The 16,830-nt window shown below is 56.4% G+C and carries 14 protein-coding genes; 3 read left to right on the top strand and 11 right to left on the bottom strand.

Going from position 1 to position 16,830, the window contains the following annotated elements:
* Window positions 1–10: 10 nt before the first annotated feature.
* Genes nuoL through nuoD form a run of 9 tightly spaced genes read right to left on the bottom strand, consistent with a single transcriptional unit; the run spans window position 11 to window position 9,949 of the window.
* On the bottom strand, window positions 11–1,843 hold the full coding sequence (nuoL, locus tag WW58_RS04820; RefSeq protein WP_031931130.1) for an NADH-quinone oxidoreductase subunit L: 1,833 nt from the start codon (window positions 1,841–1,843) through the stop codon (window positions 11–13).
* 23 nt (window positions 1,844–1,866) lie between these two features.
* The gene (nuoK, locus tag WW58_RS04815; RefSeq protein ID WP_012420642.1) at window positions 1,867–2,184 is read right to left on the bottom strand and encodes an NADH-quinone oxidoreductase subunit NuoK; all 318 of its coding nucleotides are present in this window, start codon (window positions 2,182–2,184) and stop codon (window positions 1,867–1,869) included.
* Window positions 2,185–2,209: 25 nt separating this feature from the next.
* Window positions 2,210–2,920, bottom strand: a complete 711-nt coding sequence (locus WW58_RS13000; protein WP_022198757.1) for an NADH-quinone oxidoreductase subunit J — start codon at window positions 2,918–2,920, stop codon at window positions 2,210–2,212.
* Between the two features lie 28 nt (window positions 2,921–2,948).
* Window positions 2,949–3,512 carry a NuoI/complex I 23 kDa subunit family protein gene (locus WW58_RS04805; RefSeq protein WP_012420644.1) on the bottom strand — a complete coding sequence of 188 codons (564 nt, stop codon included), beginning with the start codon at window positions 3,510–3,512 and terminating at the stop codon, window positions 2,949–2,951.
* 34 nt (window positions 3,513–3,546) lie between these two features.
* Window positions 3,547–4,815, bottom strand: a complete 1,269-nt coding sequence (locus WW58_RS04800; RefSeq protein WP_012420645.1) for a complex I subunit 1/NuoH family protein — start codon at window positions 4,813–4,815, stop codon at window positions 3,547–3,549.
* Window positions 4,816–4,850: 35 nt separating this feature from the next.
* Complete coding sequence (locus WW58_RS04795; protein WP_022198758.1) at window positions 4,851–6,587, bottom strand: molybdopterin-dependent oxidoreductase; 1,737 nt, start codon at window positions 6,585–6,587, stop codon at window positions 4,851–4,853.
* A 52-nt stretch (window positions 6,588–6,639) separates the two neighbouring features.
* Window positions 6,640–8,040 carry an NADH-quinone oxidoreductase subunit NuoF gene (gene nuoF / locus WW58_RS04790; protein ID WP_022198759.1) on the bottom strand — a complete coding sequence of 467 codons (1,401 nt, stop codon included), beginning with the start codon at window positions 8,038–8,040 and terminating at the stop codon, window positions 6,640–6,642.
* 33 nt (window positions 8,041–8,073) lie between these two features.
* Window positions 8,074–8,655, bottom strand: coding sequence for an NADH-quinone oxidoreductase subunit NuoE family protein (locus tag WW58_RS04785; RefSeq protein ID WP_012420648.1), 582 nt, complete (start codon window positions 8,653–8,655; stop codon window positions 8,074–8,076).
* A gap of 49 nt (window positions 8,656–8,704) precedes the next feature.
* Window positions 8,705–9,949, bottom strand: a complete 1,245-nt coding sequence (nuoD, locus tag WW58_RS04780) for an NADH dehydrogenase (quinone) subunit D (protein WP_012420649.1) — start codon at window positions 9,947–9,949, stop codon at window positions 8,705–8,707.
* 421 nt (window positions 9,950–10,370) lie between these two features.
* Between nuoD and WW58_RS04775 the strand changes: the two genes are divergently transcribed.
* Window positions 10,371–11,726, top strand: coding sequence for a DUF6056 family protein (locus tag WW58_RS04775; RefSeq protein ID WP_046435757.1), 1,356 nt, complete (start codon window positions 10,371–10,373; stop codon window positions 11,724–11,726).
* A gap of 10 nt (window positions 11,727–11,736) precedes the next feature.
* Here the strand turns inward: WW58_RS04775 and WW58_RS04770 are convergent, their stop codons facing one another.
* Window positions 11,737–13,170 (bottom strand): polysaccharide deacetylase family protein, encoded by a 1,434-nt coding sequence (locus WW58_RS04770; RefSeq protein WP_180975802.1) that lies wholly within the window; start codon window positions 13,168–13,170, stop codon window positions 11,737–11,739.
* A gap of 225 nt (window positions 13,171–13,395) precedes the next feature.
* Between WW58_RS04770 and WW58_RS04765 the strand changes: the two genes are divergently transcribed.
* On the top strand, window positions 13,396–15,009 hold the full coding sequence (locus tag WW58_RS04765) for a putative Na+/H+ antiporter (RefSeq protein ID WP_215833424.1): 1,614 nt from the start codon (window positions 13,396–13,398) through the stop codon (window positions 15,007–15,009).
* A 24-nt stretch (window positions 15,010–15,033) separates the two neighbouring features.
* Window positions 15,034–15,639: a riboflavin synthase gene (locus WW58_RS04760; RefSeq protein ID WP_022198766.1), complete on the top strand. Its 606-nt coding sequence runs from the start codon at window positions 15,034–15,036 to the stop codon at window positions 15,637–15,639.
* 191 nt (window positions 15,640–15,830) lie between these two features.
* Here WW58_RS04760 and WW58_RS04750 read toward each other — a convergent pair whose 3' ends face one another.
* The gene (locus tag WW58_RS04750; RefSeq protein ID WP_046435754.1) at window positions 15,831–16,691 is read right to left on the bottom strand and encodes a 50S ribosomal protein L11 methyltransferase; all 861 of its coding nucleotides are present in this window, start codon (window positions 16,689–16,691) and stop codon (window positions 15,831–15,833) included.
* Window positions 16,692–16,830: the final 139 nt, after the last annotated feature.

Below are 16,830 nucleotides of genomic sequence, written 5' to 3'. Positions count from 1 at the left end.
GTTGGTTAGGTTAGCAGGAATAGAAGACGGTAAAGTAGATGACCAGGAGCAGGCCAATGCCGAAGAGGGCCGTATAGGCGGCCATGTTGCCGGACTGCAGGCGGCGCAGCAGGGAGCCTATGGCGGCGGTCAACCGCGCCAGTCCGCCAACGATGAGGCCGGAGATGATGAACTGGTCCATAAAGTCGATGATGGCGGCCAGAACGCCCTGGACTCCCCTGACCAGCACTTTATCATAGAACAGATCAATATAAAGGCGGTTGGCGAGAGCCCGGGAAACGGCATTGCCGGAGAGTTTGTCAGAAGCCGGGGATCCTGCGTAGAAGGCAGCCGCCAGCAGGATTCCGAGCACCAGCGCCCCCATGGAGACGTAGAAGGGCATGCCCATGTGGAAGCTTTCGGAAACGAATCCGTTGAAAGGAACCAGCCTGTCTGCGATGAACCCGTAGCCGGAGATGAGAGCCAGGACAGCCAGAATCAGCAGGGGCACCAGCATGAGGCCGCCAACTTCCGAGGCGTGTTCCGAACTGTGGCTGCGGCTCTTGCCGAAGAAGACCACAAAGATGACACGCATCATATAGAAGGTTGTCAGCAGGGCTACGCCCGCGCCGATCCAGAAGAAGACCGGGTTTTTGCGAAGGGCTGCTTCCAGAATGGCTTCCTTGGAGAAGAAGCCGGACGTGAACGGAATGGCAATCAGCGCCATGGTGGCAATGATGAAGGTGAGGGAAGTCAGCTTCATGCGCTTCATGATGCCGCCCATTTTCCAGATGTCCTGTTCATGGTGGCAGGCGAAGATGATGGCACCGGCGCCCAGGAAGAGCAGAGCCTTGAACCATGCGTGGGTGAAGAGGTGGAACATGGCTGCCTCCCCGGCCAGAAGTCCCAGGGCCATGACCATATAGCCGAGCTGGGAGAGGGTGGAGTAGGCCAGGACGCGTTTGATGTCATTCTGCTGGGTGGCCATGAAGGCGGCGATGACGGCCGTAATGGCTCCGATGCCGGCAATGACATTGCAGGCCAGGGCGGGGAAGGCCTCAATGCCGATGGAGTATTGGACGCGCACCATCATGTAAACGCCGGCGGCTACCATGGTGGCCGCATGGATCAGGGCGGAGACGGGGGTGGGGCCTTCCATGGCGTCCGGAAGCCAGACGTGCAGCGGGAATTGGGCGGATTTGCCCACCGCTCCGCAGAAGAGGCACAGTACCGTAATGTTCAGCAGGTTTTCACTGATTCCTGCGGGTATTTCCATCAGGCTGAAATCCAGCGTGTTGGTCAGCGCCCAGAGAGTCAGAATGCCGATCAGGAAGCCGAAGTCCCCGACGCGGTTGCAGATGAAGGCTTTTTTGGCGGCGTTGGCGGCAGTGTCCCGTGTGTACCAGTGGCCGATAAGCAGATAGGAGGAGAGGCCCACCAATTCCCAGAAGATAAAGGTCATGGCGATGTTGTTCGCCAGGACGATGCCCGTCATGGAGAACATGAAAAGGCTCAGGCATGCGAAGTAGCGTGTTTTGGCCTTGTCGTCCGCCATGTAAGCCAGAGAGAAAACATGGACCAGCAGGCCGATGCCCGTGACCACCAGCATCATACGGGAGGAAAGGGGATCCAGCACGAAACCCAGGTCCACGGAAAAGATGTCGGAAATCGGGAGCCAGGAGAAGGAATCGGATCCGGTCCGGTCCAGCAGACCCAGGGAAAGGACGAAGGTCGCCAGGCAGGAGAAGGTGGAGGTAAGCGCCGCGACGTCAGGACGTTTGGTCAGCAGGAACCAGTCAAAGGCGGCTACGACCAGCGGCAGGAAGAGCAGAAGCCAGGTGTATTGAATATCAATATTGAACATGTTCGTGGAGTAGTGTGTTGCTCTTAGTCTTTCAGCGTGTTGAGATCTTGCGTGCTGGCCGTGCGCCTGGCCCTGTACAGGGAGACGATGAGGGCCAGGCCGATAGCCACTTCCGCTGCGGCGATGGTCAGGATAAAGATGGAGAGGGCCTGGCCGTCATAGTTGGGCAGGCCCATAGTGCCCTGGGCGCGGGAAAACGCTACCAGGGACAGGTTGGCAGCACTGAGCATCATTTCCAGGCACATGAAGATGACGATGATGTCGCGCCGGACAATCACCCCCATCAGGCCGATGGCGAACAGGACGCCGGAGAGGATCAGATAATGCGTAAGAGGTATCATGGTGATGGCTGTGGTAAGGGGTTCTTTATTTTCCGGAAGGGCGGCGGCTCAGCACGACGACGCCGATGGAAGCCACCAGCAGGGCCAGACCGGCGATGACCAGGCTCCGGTTGTATTTGTCAAACAGGGTACGGCCCAGCAGGGCGGTGTCCGGGAATTCTCCGTTGTCTATCTCCTCACGGATGGTGGTGCCTTCCGGATAGAGGTGGGCGGAACATTGGGGGGAGAGGGGGGGGAGAATGACGGAAGGGGCGCCGTTGTTGCGAAGGCTACAGGCGGGAGTTTCCATTCCGGTTTTGGAGGGGGCTGCGTCCTCCTGCCCGATTTTCAAATCGTTCCAGGCCTGTTCCGCGCTGGCCATCGGGCAGCGGTGCGTTTCTTTGGCGCCGGGCAAAGAATAGATGATGCCAATAAGCTGGCCGAGGAAGAGGCAGGCGATGATGACACCGATAGCGACGGAGAAAGGCCTGCTGAAGGGGGATGTTTCCTGCTTCACATTCAGCAGCATGATGATGAACGCGAAGAGCACCATAATGGCCCCGGCGTATACAAGGATTTGGAGAATGCCCAGGAAGTGGGCTCCCAGCCCGATCATGACGGCGGCGGTGGCTCCAAAGGAAAGAGCCATCATCATGGCGGAGGAGACGGGGTTGCGCATGAAGACGACCATCAGGGACAGGACCACGGCCAGGGCCCCGAAAACGTAAAAAAGTATGTCGCTGGCAAAGATGTTCATAACGTACGGGAAATGGAGTGTTCGGGGGTTATTTGTATTGGTTCCACTTGTTGACCAGCCCCTTGCGGGTGCCGCCCAGTTCGTAGAGCTTGGCCTTGTTGTGGATGGCCTGGGTTTTATCCGTGGGGGTGAACAGGTAGTTATGGCTCATGAAGATGGCCTGTTCCGGGCAGGCTTCCTCGCACATGCCGCAGTAGATGCAGCGCAGCATGTCAATCTGAAATTCCCTGGGGGCTTTTTCCACTTTGCCCCACGGTCCTTCCTGTATGGGGCCGGGGGTGATGGTGATGGCGCGGGCCGGGCAGATGAATTCGCAGAGCTGGCAGGAAACGCAGCGTTCACGGCCGTCTTCGCCTTTCACCAGCACGGGAGCTCCGCGGTAATATTTCGGCAGATGTTTGTCCCATCTGGCTTCCGGATATTGCATCGTAACGCCGATGCCGGAACCGGCCAGTTCTTTTTTGTTGCGGGATTTGCCCAGCAGAGCCAGAACGAGGTGCCTGATAGTGAGCCAAAGACCGCCAAGAATGGATTGCAGATAGAACCGCTCTCCAAGGGAAATCTTCGGACGCTTGATCGTTTTGAAGGCCATAATAGTAATGTTGTCGGAATGAAGAAGGGGGGGATTACTTGACGAAGTACAGGATGGCGGCTGTAAGGAAGATGTTGATGACGGCCAGTTCAAAGAAGACCATCCAGCCGAGCTTCATCACCTGGTCATAGCGGAAGCGGGGGAGCGTCCACCGCACCCAGACGAAGAAGAAGGCGAAGAAGAGAAGCTTGAGCACATATGCGATGAGCTGGCAGATGACCGCCACCCAGTTGGCTACGTTTTCATTGAGCCAGCCGTCCAGGCCGAAGCCGATGGACCAGCCCCCCAGGAACAGCGTGATGACAAGGGAGGATCCCACCACCATGGCGGCATATTCCCCCATGAAGAATTGGGCGAATTTCATGGAGGAGTATTCCGTATGGTAGCCGCCCACGAGGTCCGTTTCACATTCGGACATGTCAAACGGCGTACGGTTGGCTTCCGCAAAAATGGAGGTGAGGAATATGATGAAACTGATAGCTACGGGCACCAGCAGTATCCAGCGCTGCCAGCTCAGGCCCTCGCCCCACACGGGAAGCAGGAGCCAGCCGTTGGCGGCCTGGTATTCCACGATGTTGGACAGGTCCAGCGTGCTGTAAATCATCAGCACAGGGATGATGGACAGACCCATGCTGATTTCATAGGAAATCATCTGGGCTGAGGAGCGCACGCCGCCCAGGAAGGGGAATTTGGAGTTGGATGACCATCCGGCCAGCACCAGTCCGTACACGGAGAGGGAGGAGATGGCGAACATCCAGAGGGGGCCTACGCTGAGGTTGGCCACCGCCATGTTGACGTTTCCGTAAGAGGTTTGAAGGTCTCCGGCGAAGGGAACCACGGCCGCCGTCATCAGCGGTGGCGCAAGCACTAGGATGGGAGCGATCCAGAAGTATACGCGGCGTACGAAGGGGGGCGTGAAATCCTGTTTCAGGAACAGTTTGCCGCCGTCCACCATGGGCTGCACGAGACCGAAGATGGGGATGTCGCGGTCCAGGCGGAAAAAACGGCACAGGTTGGCGATTTTGCCGTCATGGGGCAACCCGAAGTAGTCCAGCGTCTTTTTGAACGGCAGGTCGGATTTCATGCCGAAGCGGCGGAAGATGCTTAACGGAATGCCGGCGCGGTTGGGGCCTACGCGGTCCTGGATCCAGGCGGCCACCCGGCGTTCAATGTACACGCAGACCGGAATGAACAGAATGGTGATGGCAAAGCAGATGACGATTTTGATCAGCAGAGTGATGATATAAAACCACACAGGGTTGCTGAGCACCTCGTCGCAAAAGGTTAGAATCGAATCAATCATGGCGGATTAACAGGTTGTATGCGTGTGAAGTGTGATTAGCGGCCCTGGTTTTTTTCGCGTTCCACCACGGGAATGGTGACGCCGGTTTCCAGAATGGGCTGGCCCCCGTCTCCGATGGAACCCCAGGAGACTCCATTGAGTGCGCCGTATTCCGTGCTCATGGCGGTGAGGATGTCCAGGGCGGAGTTGAAGTCTTTCAGAGCAGGATTGCCTCCCAGCAGAAGGGTGATGTCTCTGAAAATCTGCCAGTCGTCCCGGGCGTATCCTATGGGCTGGATAGCGCGGTTCAGGCGTTGAATACGGCCCGTGACATTAATCATGGTGCCGAATTTTTCAGCGTAGGTGACGCCCGGCAGAACCAGGTCCGCATGGCGCGCCGTTTCATTGGCGCTGTGGGCGGTCATGAACAGGTAGTCCAGCTTGTCCAGATCTTCCGCCGTGAAGCCTGCTTCCGGGGAGATGAGGTCTTCCCCCAGGGAGAGGATGCCCTTGATGGAACCGCTGCGAACTCCTTCGCGAATGGCGTCCAGCCTGGAACCGGGTTCGATATCCAGCACCAGCCTGGCCCCGTTCGTGTTCGGGTTGCGATCCGCAGAAATAAGCATGCCGTCGCTTTCTCCCATGCGGGGAACGATGTCCACCATATCCGTGCCGATTTGGGCGGCCAGATGGCGGACCATGTAAAGCTCTTCATTGGTCATGCGCCCGGAGGCAATGATGGCGAGCTGGTTCGGAGCAATGCGCTTGACGGCTTCCGCGGCGGAAGCCAGAGCCGGTTCCCAGGTGGAGGGGCGGTGGGGCGCTTCCGCATCCGTACGGATGACGGGCTGGGGAATGCGGGTTTCCGCATTGATGTATTTGTAGTTAAGGCGGTGAGAGTCCGGCATCCAGCAGGAGTTTACGGCATCATTCTGGCGCGGGGTAATGCGGTATACCTTGTCTTCTCTTGTCCAGAGGGTGATATTGGTGCCCGTTCCGCAGTCCACGTCAATGGTCTTTGTTTCCTTCAGGAACCAGACGCGCATTTTAAAGCGGAAATCCTTGGAAGTAAGGGCTCCTACCGGGCAGAGGTCCACGGTGTTCATGGAGTAGTTGCTGTCCAGCTCGCGGCCGGGGTAAACCGTGATGGCGTTGAAGGTGCCGCGTTGGGACATGGTGAGCACCTCATCGTGCATGATGTCGCGCATGAAGCGCACGCAGCGGCCGCAGAGCACGCAGCGTTCCTGGTCCAGGTTCACGCGCGGACCAATGCTCAGGTTTTTTCCTTTTTTGGTCTTTTTCTCTTCAAAACGGCCTTCCACCTGGCCGTAGTCGTTGGAGTATTCCTGAAGCTTGCATTCCCCGGCCTGATCGCAGATGGGGCAGTCCAGAGGGTGGCTGGTGAGCAGGAATTCCATTACGCCGCGGCGCGCTTCACTGGCCAGGGGGCTGTCCGTGCGGATGCCCATGTTTTCCGCCACCGTGTTTGCGCAGGAGATGATGGGGCGGGGCATCCACTGGATGCGCTGATAGCCGTTTTCATCATAGGAGGGTGTCTGTCCCGGAGCGAGCCTGGGCGGCATCCCCTGTTCCACCATGCACATGCGGCAGGAGCCGGCGACAGCCAGCTTGGGGTGGTAGCAGAAGCACGGAATGGGCACGCCCACGGAACGGCAGGCGTCTGCAATCCGCGTGCCGCGCGGGAACCGGTGCCACGTTCCGTTGATTTGGACGTTCACCTTGCCTTCCGCGGCGGCAATGTCTTTGGGGAGTTTGGAAGCTTCTTCACTCATGATGACGGATGGGAGAGGGATGGTTTTGAGAACTGGTGTTGCGTGCTGCTGTTTAGCGGGTGAGGAAACGGTTTTGCTCCCTGCCTTCCTCCGTGTGGGGCAGACAGGCGTTGAATGGATCCGTCAGGGCTACGAATTCCTCCTTGAATTTGGAGACCATGGCCTGGGTGGGCCAGGAGGCGGCTTCACCAAAGGCGCAGACCGTTTTTCCTTCAATCTGGTTGGCCACTTCAATGAGCAGATCCACATCCGACGGGGCGGCTTTTCCTTCCAGGATGCGGGTGCTGAGTTTCATCATCCACGGACAGCCTTCCCGGCAGGGAGTGCACTGCCCGCAGGATTCATGGGCGTAGAAACGGTTGATGTTGTTCATGGCCCAGGGCATGGAGCGGGAGTCGTCCATGACGATGACCGCGCCGGAACCGGACATGGAGCCGTGCTGGGCGATGCTGTCCAGATCCAGCGGAATGTCGAAGAAGGTGATTTTTCCCATGGTGCCGTCCGGATTCTGCACTTTGTATTCCGCATCCGTGCGCATGACCTTGGAGGAGGAGCCTCCGGGTATCACGGCCTTGAACTGGCGCCCGTCCCGCGGGCCGCCGCAGACGTCATACAGCAGTTCACCGAAGGTCATGGAGCCGGAGACGATTTCATAGAACCCAGGACGTTTGACGTCGCCGGAAACCCCGATGATGCGGGTGCCGGGGGAACGTTTGGCTCCTTCCTGGCTGTAGGCTTCTCCTCCCATGGCCATGATGTGTTTCACCTGGCAGAGGGATTCCACGTTGTTGACAATGGTGGGGCATCCGTACAGGCCGATGGCGGCCGGGAAGTAGGGGGGCTTGATGCGGGGATAGGGGCGATCCCCTTCAAGGGAGTTGAGCAGGGCCGTTTCCTCACCGCAAATGTACGCTCCCGCTCCGCGGTGCAGGTGGATTTCCAGATTATAGCCGGACCCCTGGATATTGCTGCCCAGGAAGCCGCGTTCGCGAGCTTCCTGAAGGGCTTTGAGCATGATTTCCGCGGCGATGGGAAATTCTTCGCGCATGTAGATATAAGCCTGATGTGCCCCCACTGCGTAGCTGGAGATGACCATTCCTTCAATGAGCTGGTGGGGATCCTGATGGACAATGTAGCGGTCCTTGAACGTGCCTGGTTCGGATTCGTCACAGTTGCAAACCAGGTAAACAGGCTTCGTGTTGTTCGGCGGAATGAAGGTCCATTTCACGCCGGTGGGGAACCCCGCGCCGCCACGGCCGCGAAGACCGGATTTTTTCACCTCGTCAATGACGGCCCTGGGCTCCATGCCGAGCGCCTTTTTCAGTTCTTCATAACCGCCGTCGGCCAGATAGCAGTCAATGGAGGTATTCCAGCCCTCGCGGTTGACGTTTTTCAGAATGCGGCGCGTTTCCCTGGGGTGGGGTTCTTTACCGGGAAGATAGGTGATGCTCATGGCGAAAATCTGGTGCGTGGGAAATGGAAAGGGTTAGGCTGTCTGATATTTGGCAATCACTTCTTCCAGCACTTCCGGAGTGACTTTTTCGTACAGGAGATCGTTGACCATCATGTTGGGGCCAAAGCCGCAGTTGGCCAGGCATTCCACTCCTTCCACGCTCCACAGGCCGTCCGGGCTGACTCCAATGGGGTGGTGGTGGTCGATGCCGTTTTTGTCAATGCCCAGACGCGTGCAGATGGCGTCGAACAGGCTGTCCGCCCCCGCCATGGCGCAGGAAAGAGTGCGGCATACGCGGATGTGGTTTTTTCCAGGGCACATCTGGCGCAGACCGGGATAGAAAGTCACCACGCCCAGAACATGGGCGGCGGAGATATTCAGTTTTTCTCCCACCCAGGCAATGGCGTCGCCGCTGATGAAGCCGAATTTTTTCTGTATTTCATGCAGGATGGGCAACACGGCGGATTTTTGCTTGCCTTCCGGGTAATGCGTAACGTATTCGCTGGCGGCGGCGTCAAGTTCCGGCGTTACTTCAAAGGCCGGGTAAAACCGTTCGCCCGGGCTGGGCTGGTGGGCGATAGTCGCGTCGATGGCGTTTTCAGCGTAATCGGACATGGGGAGAAAGTTTGGTGTTTGCGTTGAAGTGGATGAAAGTGGCGGGTGTTTAACGGTCGCATTCGCCCATCACGAAGTCGAAGGAGCCGAGAATGGCCGGAACGTCGGAAACCAGGTGGCCTTTCATCAGTTCCGGCAGGATGGACAGGTTGCAGAAGGAGGGGGAGCGCATGCGCAGGCGGTTGGGAAGCCCGCCCCCCTTGGAGTCCAGGAAGAAACCCAGCTCTCCCTTCGGGTTTTCCGCGGCAAAGTAAACCTGCCCGGCAGGGGCGTTCACCCCCATGGTCGTCGTCATGAACTGGCGAATCAGGGATTCCATGTCCGTCAGGACTTTTTTCTTTTCAGGCAGCGTGCCTTTGGTGTCCACCATGTTGATGGGGCCGTCCGGCATGGTTTCAATGACTTGGCGGATGATGCGCAGGGACTGGCGCATTTCTTCAATGCGCACGGTAAAACGGTCGTAGCAGTCTCCGTGTTCGCCTACGGGGACGTCGAATTCGTAATTTTCATATCCCAGATAGGGGGTGAGTTTGCGCAGGTCCCGCTTAATGCCGCTGGCTCGCAGGTTGGCCCCCGTAATACCCCAGGAAAGCGCTTTTTCACGGCTGATGACGCCTACGCCCTGAAGACGGTCAATGAAGATTTTGTTTTTGAGCAGGAGGGCTTCCGTTTCATCAAGGGTTTTGGCCGCTTCATCGCAGAAGACGAGCACTTCCTTGAGCATTTCATTGGGAACATCACGTGTCTGTCCGCCGATGCGGGTATAGGAGGAAGTGAAGCGCGCCCCAGTGAGCTGTTCGTAAAAATTATGGATTTTTTCACGTTCCTCATAACAGTACAGGAAAACGGTCATGGCGCCTACGTCCATGCCGTACACGCCTACGCCCAGGATGTGGGAGGAAAAGCGGGAAAGCTCCAGGGCCAGTACGCGCAGGGCCTGTCCGCGGGGCGGCAGTTCCCATCCCAGCAGTTTTTCCACCGCGCAGGCATAGGCGATGTTGTTGGACAGGGGGGCCAGGTAGTCAAAGCGGTCGGTGTAGGGAACAAACTGGTTGTACTGGATGGTTTCGCCTATTTTTTCCATCCCGCGGTGCAGATGGCCAACCACCGGATCACAGCTGATGATTTCTTCACCATCAAGTTCCAGCACCAGGCGCAGCACGCCGTGAGTGGCGGGGTGGGAGGGGCCCACATTCAGGGTCATCGTTTCTCCGAGCGGTTCGGATGTATTGGTGAGATAGTCTGCGTTAGCGGCTGTATCTGCAATGGCGAAAGTTTTGGTGCTCGTCTTCATGTGGATGTCCGTGCCTGGCTGAACCTGATAATGGTGCCGGATGATTATGCCACTTCACACCATGCGGGCAAGCCAAATGTCAGTTTTTTTGGCATTCCGGGGAGGTGGTGCGGGAGTCTCCTCAATTGATGAATGTTAGTCTTTTCTAACAATAAGCTTTTATATGGAACCTGCCGAATATGGGAAAAAGCGGATTAGGAATCCGGAGTCAACCTACAAATTTGAGAAAAAATAATTTAATGCAAATTTGCTCAGTTATTTCCGAATGGAGGGTGCCGGGAAAACAGGACTGCCGGGCCTTATGGCTGGATGTGTCCGAACGCAGCGGAGGAGAACCTTCTTCCTTTGTATCCGGCCTCCCTGCGTAGTCCTTTTCGGGATTCACGTTATATGCGGATTCCTAATCCGTTAGGAAAAAAATATGTTGAAGCCGAGGAGAATTTTTGTCTTTCCCATTGCTGTAACATTTTCAGTATTATTTATTTTATATATTATTTCATGGTTTTCCCCTATTGCCGGGGATTCCTTTATTCACGACAGGACGGGGTACCTTGGGCAGTTTCATATCCGCCATGTCTGGAAGGCCTGCGTGGACAGTTACCTGTATTGGAATCCCAGGCTGGGGGAAATGGCTGCGTTTTTTATTACTTCTGCTCCCCGGCTGGTCTGGACGGTCTTGAATCCCGTGTTTGTGCTTGCCCTTGTTCTTGGTCTTTATGTGCTCGCTCTGGGGAGAATGCCCAATCTCCGGCGGGAGTGCGGCGCATGGACATGGTTGTTTACTTTAAGCATGTTCGTCTCAGCCGGGGTAACCGTTTATTATGTCTGCCTGACACGCGCAGGCTCCATGAATTATGTGTGGACCGGATGCCTGATCGTATGGTTCATGAATATTTACAGAACCAGGTGGGGGAAGCGGATAACCTCCTCTCGCTGGGGCCTGTCCTCAGGATGTCTGATTTATGGGATTTTCTGCGGCGCCTGTAATGAGGGAGCGACGATAGGAATGGTGGCGGCGTTTTGCATCATGGCCGCGGTTGGCATGTTCCGGGACCGCAGGGTGGGCGCTTATGTATGGTGCGGGTTTGCCGGAGTTGCGTTGGGAGGCCTGTTTCTATTTGCCGCCCCCGGGTTGTACTCGCGGCTTGGCCATGATTTGGGAGCGAGTGAAGTTTTGAGGAAGGGCGGTTTTTGCGCCTATGCGGAGTCTTTCGGGATATTGCTTTATTACCACGCGAGGATGCTGTGTAAAATATATGCCGTTTCCGCAGTATTAACGGGATTTTTGTTGTCCAGCGGCACGGAGCGGTGCCGGGAAGTAATCAGGAAGGAAAAGGAATCCTTCTTTTATATTCTTTTTTTATTGTTGCTGGGGTTCATCATGTCCGTTTGTTATTTTCCGGTGTGCATTCCCGCCCATCATGTCCAGTTCGTGTCGTCCCTGCCTGTTTTGGCGGCGTCAACCGTGTTGTTTTCCGTATTGTACCGGAATGAGATCATGGTGCGCGGATTGCGCGCGGTGACTGTTTGCCTTGCCGGAGCTACTTTGTTTTTCGGGGTGGTGTTCACCCTGGAGTATTATCATGTAGGCTCTCAGGCTTTCCAGAGAGAGGAGCTGATTCATAAGGCCTTCCAGGAGGGGAATCTGGAACCGGAAGTTCCTTCCATCTCTCCTCTTTTCTTTGAAGGAAAAGTGTCCGGAACGGATGGAAATTGGGGAGGGCCGGATACCAACCGCCGGTTTGGCATCCGCAAGCTGGTGGTGAAAAAGTCCTGAGGGAAAATGGCTATTTGACTATGTTCCGGGGAGTGAAGTGCATTTCCTGTTCCTCGATGCCGAATTGCCAGGTGGCCGTTTGCCACATGTTGACAGCAGGATTTTTCCAACGGACCTGGACGGTTACGGGGCTGAGCCGCAGGGGACGGGAGGGAGTCCATTTCAAAATTTTTTCCTTGGCGTCGTACCGGGCGTTTACCAGGCCGAAGCCGGAGACGCGCATTTCCATTTGCCTGGGATCCAGGGAGGGTTCCCCTGTCAGGGAAATGGATATATCGGGAGTCTGTTTTTTTACCACGGTATTGGCAGCCGGATAAACGGGCTGGGCCGGGGCCGGGTAGGAATTCAGCTTTTTCCCGCTGCTGTTGCCAGGGGGGGCCGCCGGAGTTTCCGGAGTGGAGGGAACGTTGAAATTCAGGGCTCTGGTAAATGTCTTAGGGTCTTTGCCGAAGACCATGTAGCGGTGAATCCGCCAGCGGTCCGTGTCCTTGGTCACTTTTTTGGGGATTACTGTAAAGGCCGCCTGGAATCCGGCTTCTTCCGCCTTGGAGATCATTTCCGGCAGGATGAAGCCGCCAGGATAGCAATAGGCCTCCACGGAAGAACCGGGGAATTTTTCCTGAAGGATTTTCCGGGAATTGCCTATTTCCGCCGTTGCCAGCTCCAGAACCGCTTGTGTACCTTTCCGCTGGGCAGCCCTCCAGGATCTTGGGTACAGGTGGCTGACGGAGTGGCTGCCCAGGGTGGCACCGTTATTCAGCATTTCCTGAATCTGGGCGGGGCTCATGGCTGAACCGCGGCCCGTGATGAATTTGGTGTATGGGAAAATGGTAAAGGGGAACCCTGTTTCTTTCAGGATGGGATAGGCGTCCGTGTAGACGCTCTTCCAGCCGTCGTCGATGGTGATCATGACGCATTTGGCCGGAAGCTGCCTGTCCCCCAGTTTCCATTCCAGGAATTCCTTCATGGAGATGACGGGCACTCCGGACGCCTTCAGCGCCTGCATCTGGGAGCGGAATACATCCGTATTCATGCGCATTTCCGTAGCGGGAAGGGTGCGGCTGAAATCATGGTAGCCCAGAATGGCTACGCGGGTTTCATGCTGAGGAACCGGAACGGGGGAAAAAGCCGTGGAGGGAATGGCAAGGGGTGCCTCCGCAGGTTGTGCCGGGGCATGCAGGTTCGTTTCTCCGGGAATGGGTTCCGCGTTAGGGATGGACTCCGCCAGGGGAGCGGAAGAGCCTGTCTCTCCGGGAATGGGTTCCGCCATGGGGATGTATTCATCCTTGCGGTTGGCTTCAATCAGGTCTTTGACGGGAACGATGCCGGCGGCCGGGTCTCCCTTGATGGTTCCCCCGATGACCGGGCCGGGAGTCAAGGGAAGGGGAGATGCCGGCGGCAGGTCGGGCGGAAGCTCCGCACATGCGACACCGGCTGCGATCAAGAAAACGGAAAGGAGGCCTGGGACGGAGCGCATATCTGCAACTACTATTTTTAAGTTTTCTGTTCAATCTTAAACTCAGGCAGGCATGACAGCCTGTTCCGTGCCGCGCGCGTTTTTTCCGGGGCATGTCTGGATTTTCCCGTTTGAATGCGTTATCACTAAAAAGCATGCAGACTCATTTTCCGCTCGCGGAAGAAAGGAGAGGCGTTTAGTCTGTCTGCAGACATGAGCTGTATTTGTCATTTCTTCAAAGTTCTGGCGCGCCGTGCAGGTCTGCTCACTGCCGTAGTTGCCGCCGTTTTTTTCCTGGGGGCTCCCGCCGGTGAAGCTTCGGCCCGCACGGCGGCTCCCGCTTATCCGGCCGCGGAAGTGGGGGGGGAATCCCAGTACAGCCATTTTCCCATTCCTCTCAATCAGTACAATCCGGTGCCGCCGGATGCCAGCCTGTACCAGGTGCTTAGTGAACGCAACAAACAGTCCGGCGGTTTCAACCTGGCAGTGACGCTCGTTTTCTTCGGCGCTATTATCCATACGTTTCTGGCCGGCCGCTTTGAGCGTTATTCCCATAAGCTGGCCCTGCGCTACAAGGAAAAGCTCAAGGAAACCAACTTCCGCGTGATGCATCCGGAAGAGCGCCTCCCGGTTTCCTTCGCGTCCGCCATTTTCCATTTTCTGGGAGAAGTGGAAGCCGTGTTTGGAATCTGGCTTATCCCTTTCATGTTCGTGTGCTGGAAGTATTATTCCTTTGAGGATTTTTCCGCCTATTTGAATTATGACTGTTCCTTCACGGAGCCGATGTTCGTGATGATTATCATGATTATCGCTTCTTCCCGCCCTATTTTCAAGCTGGCGGAATATGTCGTGAACTGCGGCGCCAGGCTTGGGAAGGCCACGCCGGGCGCGTGGTGGATTTCCGTGATGTGTCTGGCTCCCCTGCTGGGTTCTCTGATTACGGAACCCGCCGCCATGACGATCGGAGCCCTGATCCTAAGCAAGAAATTTTACGACCTCAAGCCGAAGAAAACCTTGATGTACGCCACTCTGGGGCTTCTCTTCGTGAATATCTCCATCGGGGGCACCCTGACGCACTTTGCAGCTCCACCCGTAGTGATGGTGGCGGAAAAGTGGGACTGGGGGCTGGCTCACATGATCCAGCATTTCGGATGGAAGGCCGTTTCCGCTATCGTCATTTCCAATTTGGCGTATTTTCTCCTTTTCCGCAGGGAGTTCGCCCGCCTGGCTTCCCAGCAGAGGGTGTTCGACGAGTTTGACGACGCCGTTCCCCAGTCCTGGGAAGACCGCAATGACAAGATACCGTTGTGGGTGACCCTGGCGCATGTCTGCTTCCTGGTCTGGACGGTTCTTTTTGCCCATGAGCCGGTCATGTTCATCGGCAGTTTCCTGTTCTTTATCGGTTTCACACTGGCTACGCCGCAATACCAGAACCAAATGTCTCTGCGTGTGCCCATCATGGTGGGGTTCTTCCTGGCGGGGCTGGTCATTCTGGGCGGCGTGCAGGCCTGGTGGCTGGAGCCGGTGCTGACGCGGCTGGGGGACTACGCCATGGTCGGGGCTACGCTGCTGACGGCATTTAATGACAATGCCGCCGTCACTTTCCTGGCGTCTACGGTTCCCAACCTGCCGGAAGCCGTCAAATATTCCGTGGTGGCGGGTGCTGTGACGGGCGGCGGCCTGACGGTCATCGCCAACGCCCCCAATCCGGCCGGGCAGGCCATTCTGGGTAAATATTTCAAAGGCATCAATCCCCTGTGGCTGTTTGCCTGGGCGGCTTTTCCCACTGCCATCGTGTTTATTTTCTTCACCTGCTTCGGCCATTAATGGCCGGAGCGTGCTATCATTCTTATGTTTACCGGACTCGTTGAAACAACAGGAACTGTGGAAGGGTTTACGCCTATTAACGGCGGAGCCAGGCTGACGCTGACCATTCCGTTCGGCCGTGAACTTTCCCTGGGGGATTCCGTTGCCGTCAACGGATGCTGCCTGACGGTGGATGCCCTGGAGGGTGAACGCATCTCCTTTGATCTGCTTTCCCAGACTCTCCGCGTCACCAGTCTGGGAACCCTCAAGCCGGGGATGCTGGTTAATCTGGAACGCGCCATGTCCGCCATGGACCGTTTCGGAGGCCACTTCGTGATGGGGCATGTGGACCATACCGGTACGATTGCCGCTCTGGAGCCTGTAGGGCAGGACCACCGTTTGGAGGTGCGCATTCCGGAGGAACTCACCCGCTATTGTATTGACAAGGGTTCCATCACCATTGACGGCATTTCCCTGACCATAGCCAATTTGAGCGGCTCTCTGCTGGAGTTCTGGATTACTCCCCATACTTTCGGCCGCACGAATCTGCAGAATGCCGTTCCCGGCCAGCCTGTCAATCTGGAAGTGGATATGCTGGCCAAGTATGTAGAGAGACTGTTTTCTGCCCGTGAACAACGTGCGGAGGGATAGTCCTGCCCGTAAGGAGAATCACATGCCGGGCATGCGGGCTGGTTTTTCCTGCCGGACAATGAGAGTGCATTCCCGTTTTCTGCAGCAGAGAGGCCGGGATGCGGAGATTTTTGAACTGGAAGCCGGGTATTGCTGTTCCGATGAAGGAAGGGCCGTGAGGGCGGAACAAAAATGCGGAGCGGGTTTATTTGCTACCGGGCCATTCCTCCCTTTGCCGTAATCCATTTCCCGCGTTTGACGACCCGTTCAAAGAACAGACCGTGACGTTCCGCTGCCGTTTTCGTTTCTTCCCACTGGGAAGCCAGAATGCCGGAGATGACCAAAGCGGCATCCTTCTTCATGGCGGCGATGATTTGTGGAAAAGCTTTTTGCAGTATGGTTGAAAACAGGTTGGCGACGACAAGGTCACCCTGCTGGGATTCCGAAGGCTTCCATTTGAAGACGTCTTCCACAAATAAGTCCAGCTGTTCCTCCGTAACGGCGTTGCGGACCATGTTGTGCCGGGCCACTTCAATGGCCATGGGGTCAAAATCGAAAGCCGTGGCGTGCTTCGCCCCCAGCTTAAGCGCCGCCATAGCCAGCACGGCAGTTCCGCAGCCTATGTCCGTCATGCTCCATGATGTTTTTCTGCGGGATTTGGCAGCGTCGCAGATGAAACGCAGGCAGGTGGATGTGGTAGCGTGGTCTCCTGTTCCGAAAGCCATTTCGGCGGGGACGCTCAGGATGCAGCGCGAGGGGAACTGTTTCCGCAGGGCGGCCAGATTCTCCGGAGAACTCTGCTCCGTAATGACCAGTGCGTCCCTTATTTTGAGCGGAGGGCGTTTTTCCCGCTTCTGGGTCGCTACCCAGTCCTGCGTCTTGATTTCCCTGACAGTTCCTCCAAAATATTTTTTCAAGGCCAGGGCGTCTTCTTCATCATCGCAGTAAACGGTGATTCGAACCGTTTTCCCCCCTTTGATTTTTGTAATAACGGCGTTCGGATTTCCGGCGATGCGTTCGCTCCAGGCGTCTTCCCATTTGGCGGCGGAAAGTTTGTTCCAACTCCATGTCATGCAGAAAGTATGGGATTTTTCCGGCAGGGAGGCAAGAATGGATTGATTGTAACTGCATTCCCTCTGTTTTTGGGGCGTGGGGCTCTATTGTTGAAAATTTGATTTATTTAAAGAAGAATATAAAACATCAACTATCAAA

The organism is Akkermansia sp. UNK.MGS-1 (genome assembly GCF_000980515.1).
Lineage (GTDB): Bacteria > Verrucomicrobiota > Verrucomicrobiia > Verrucomicrobiales > Akkermansiaceae > Akkermansia > Akkermansia muciniphila.
This window is presented reverse-complemented; position numbering and strand designations above follow the sequence as displayed.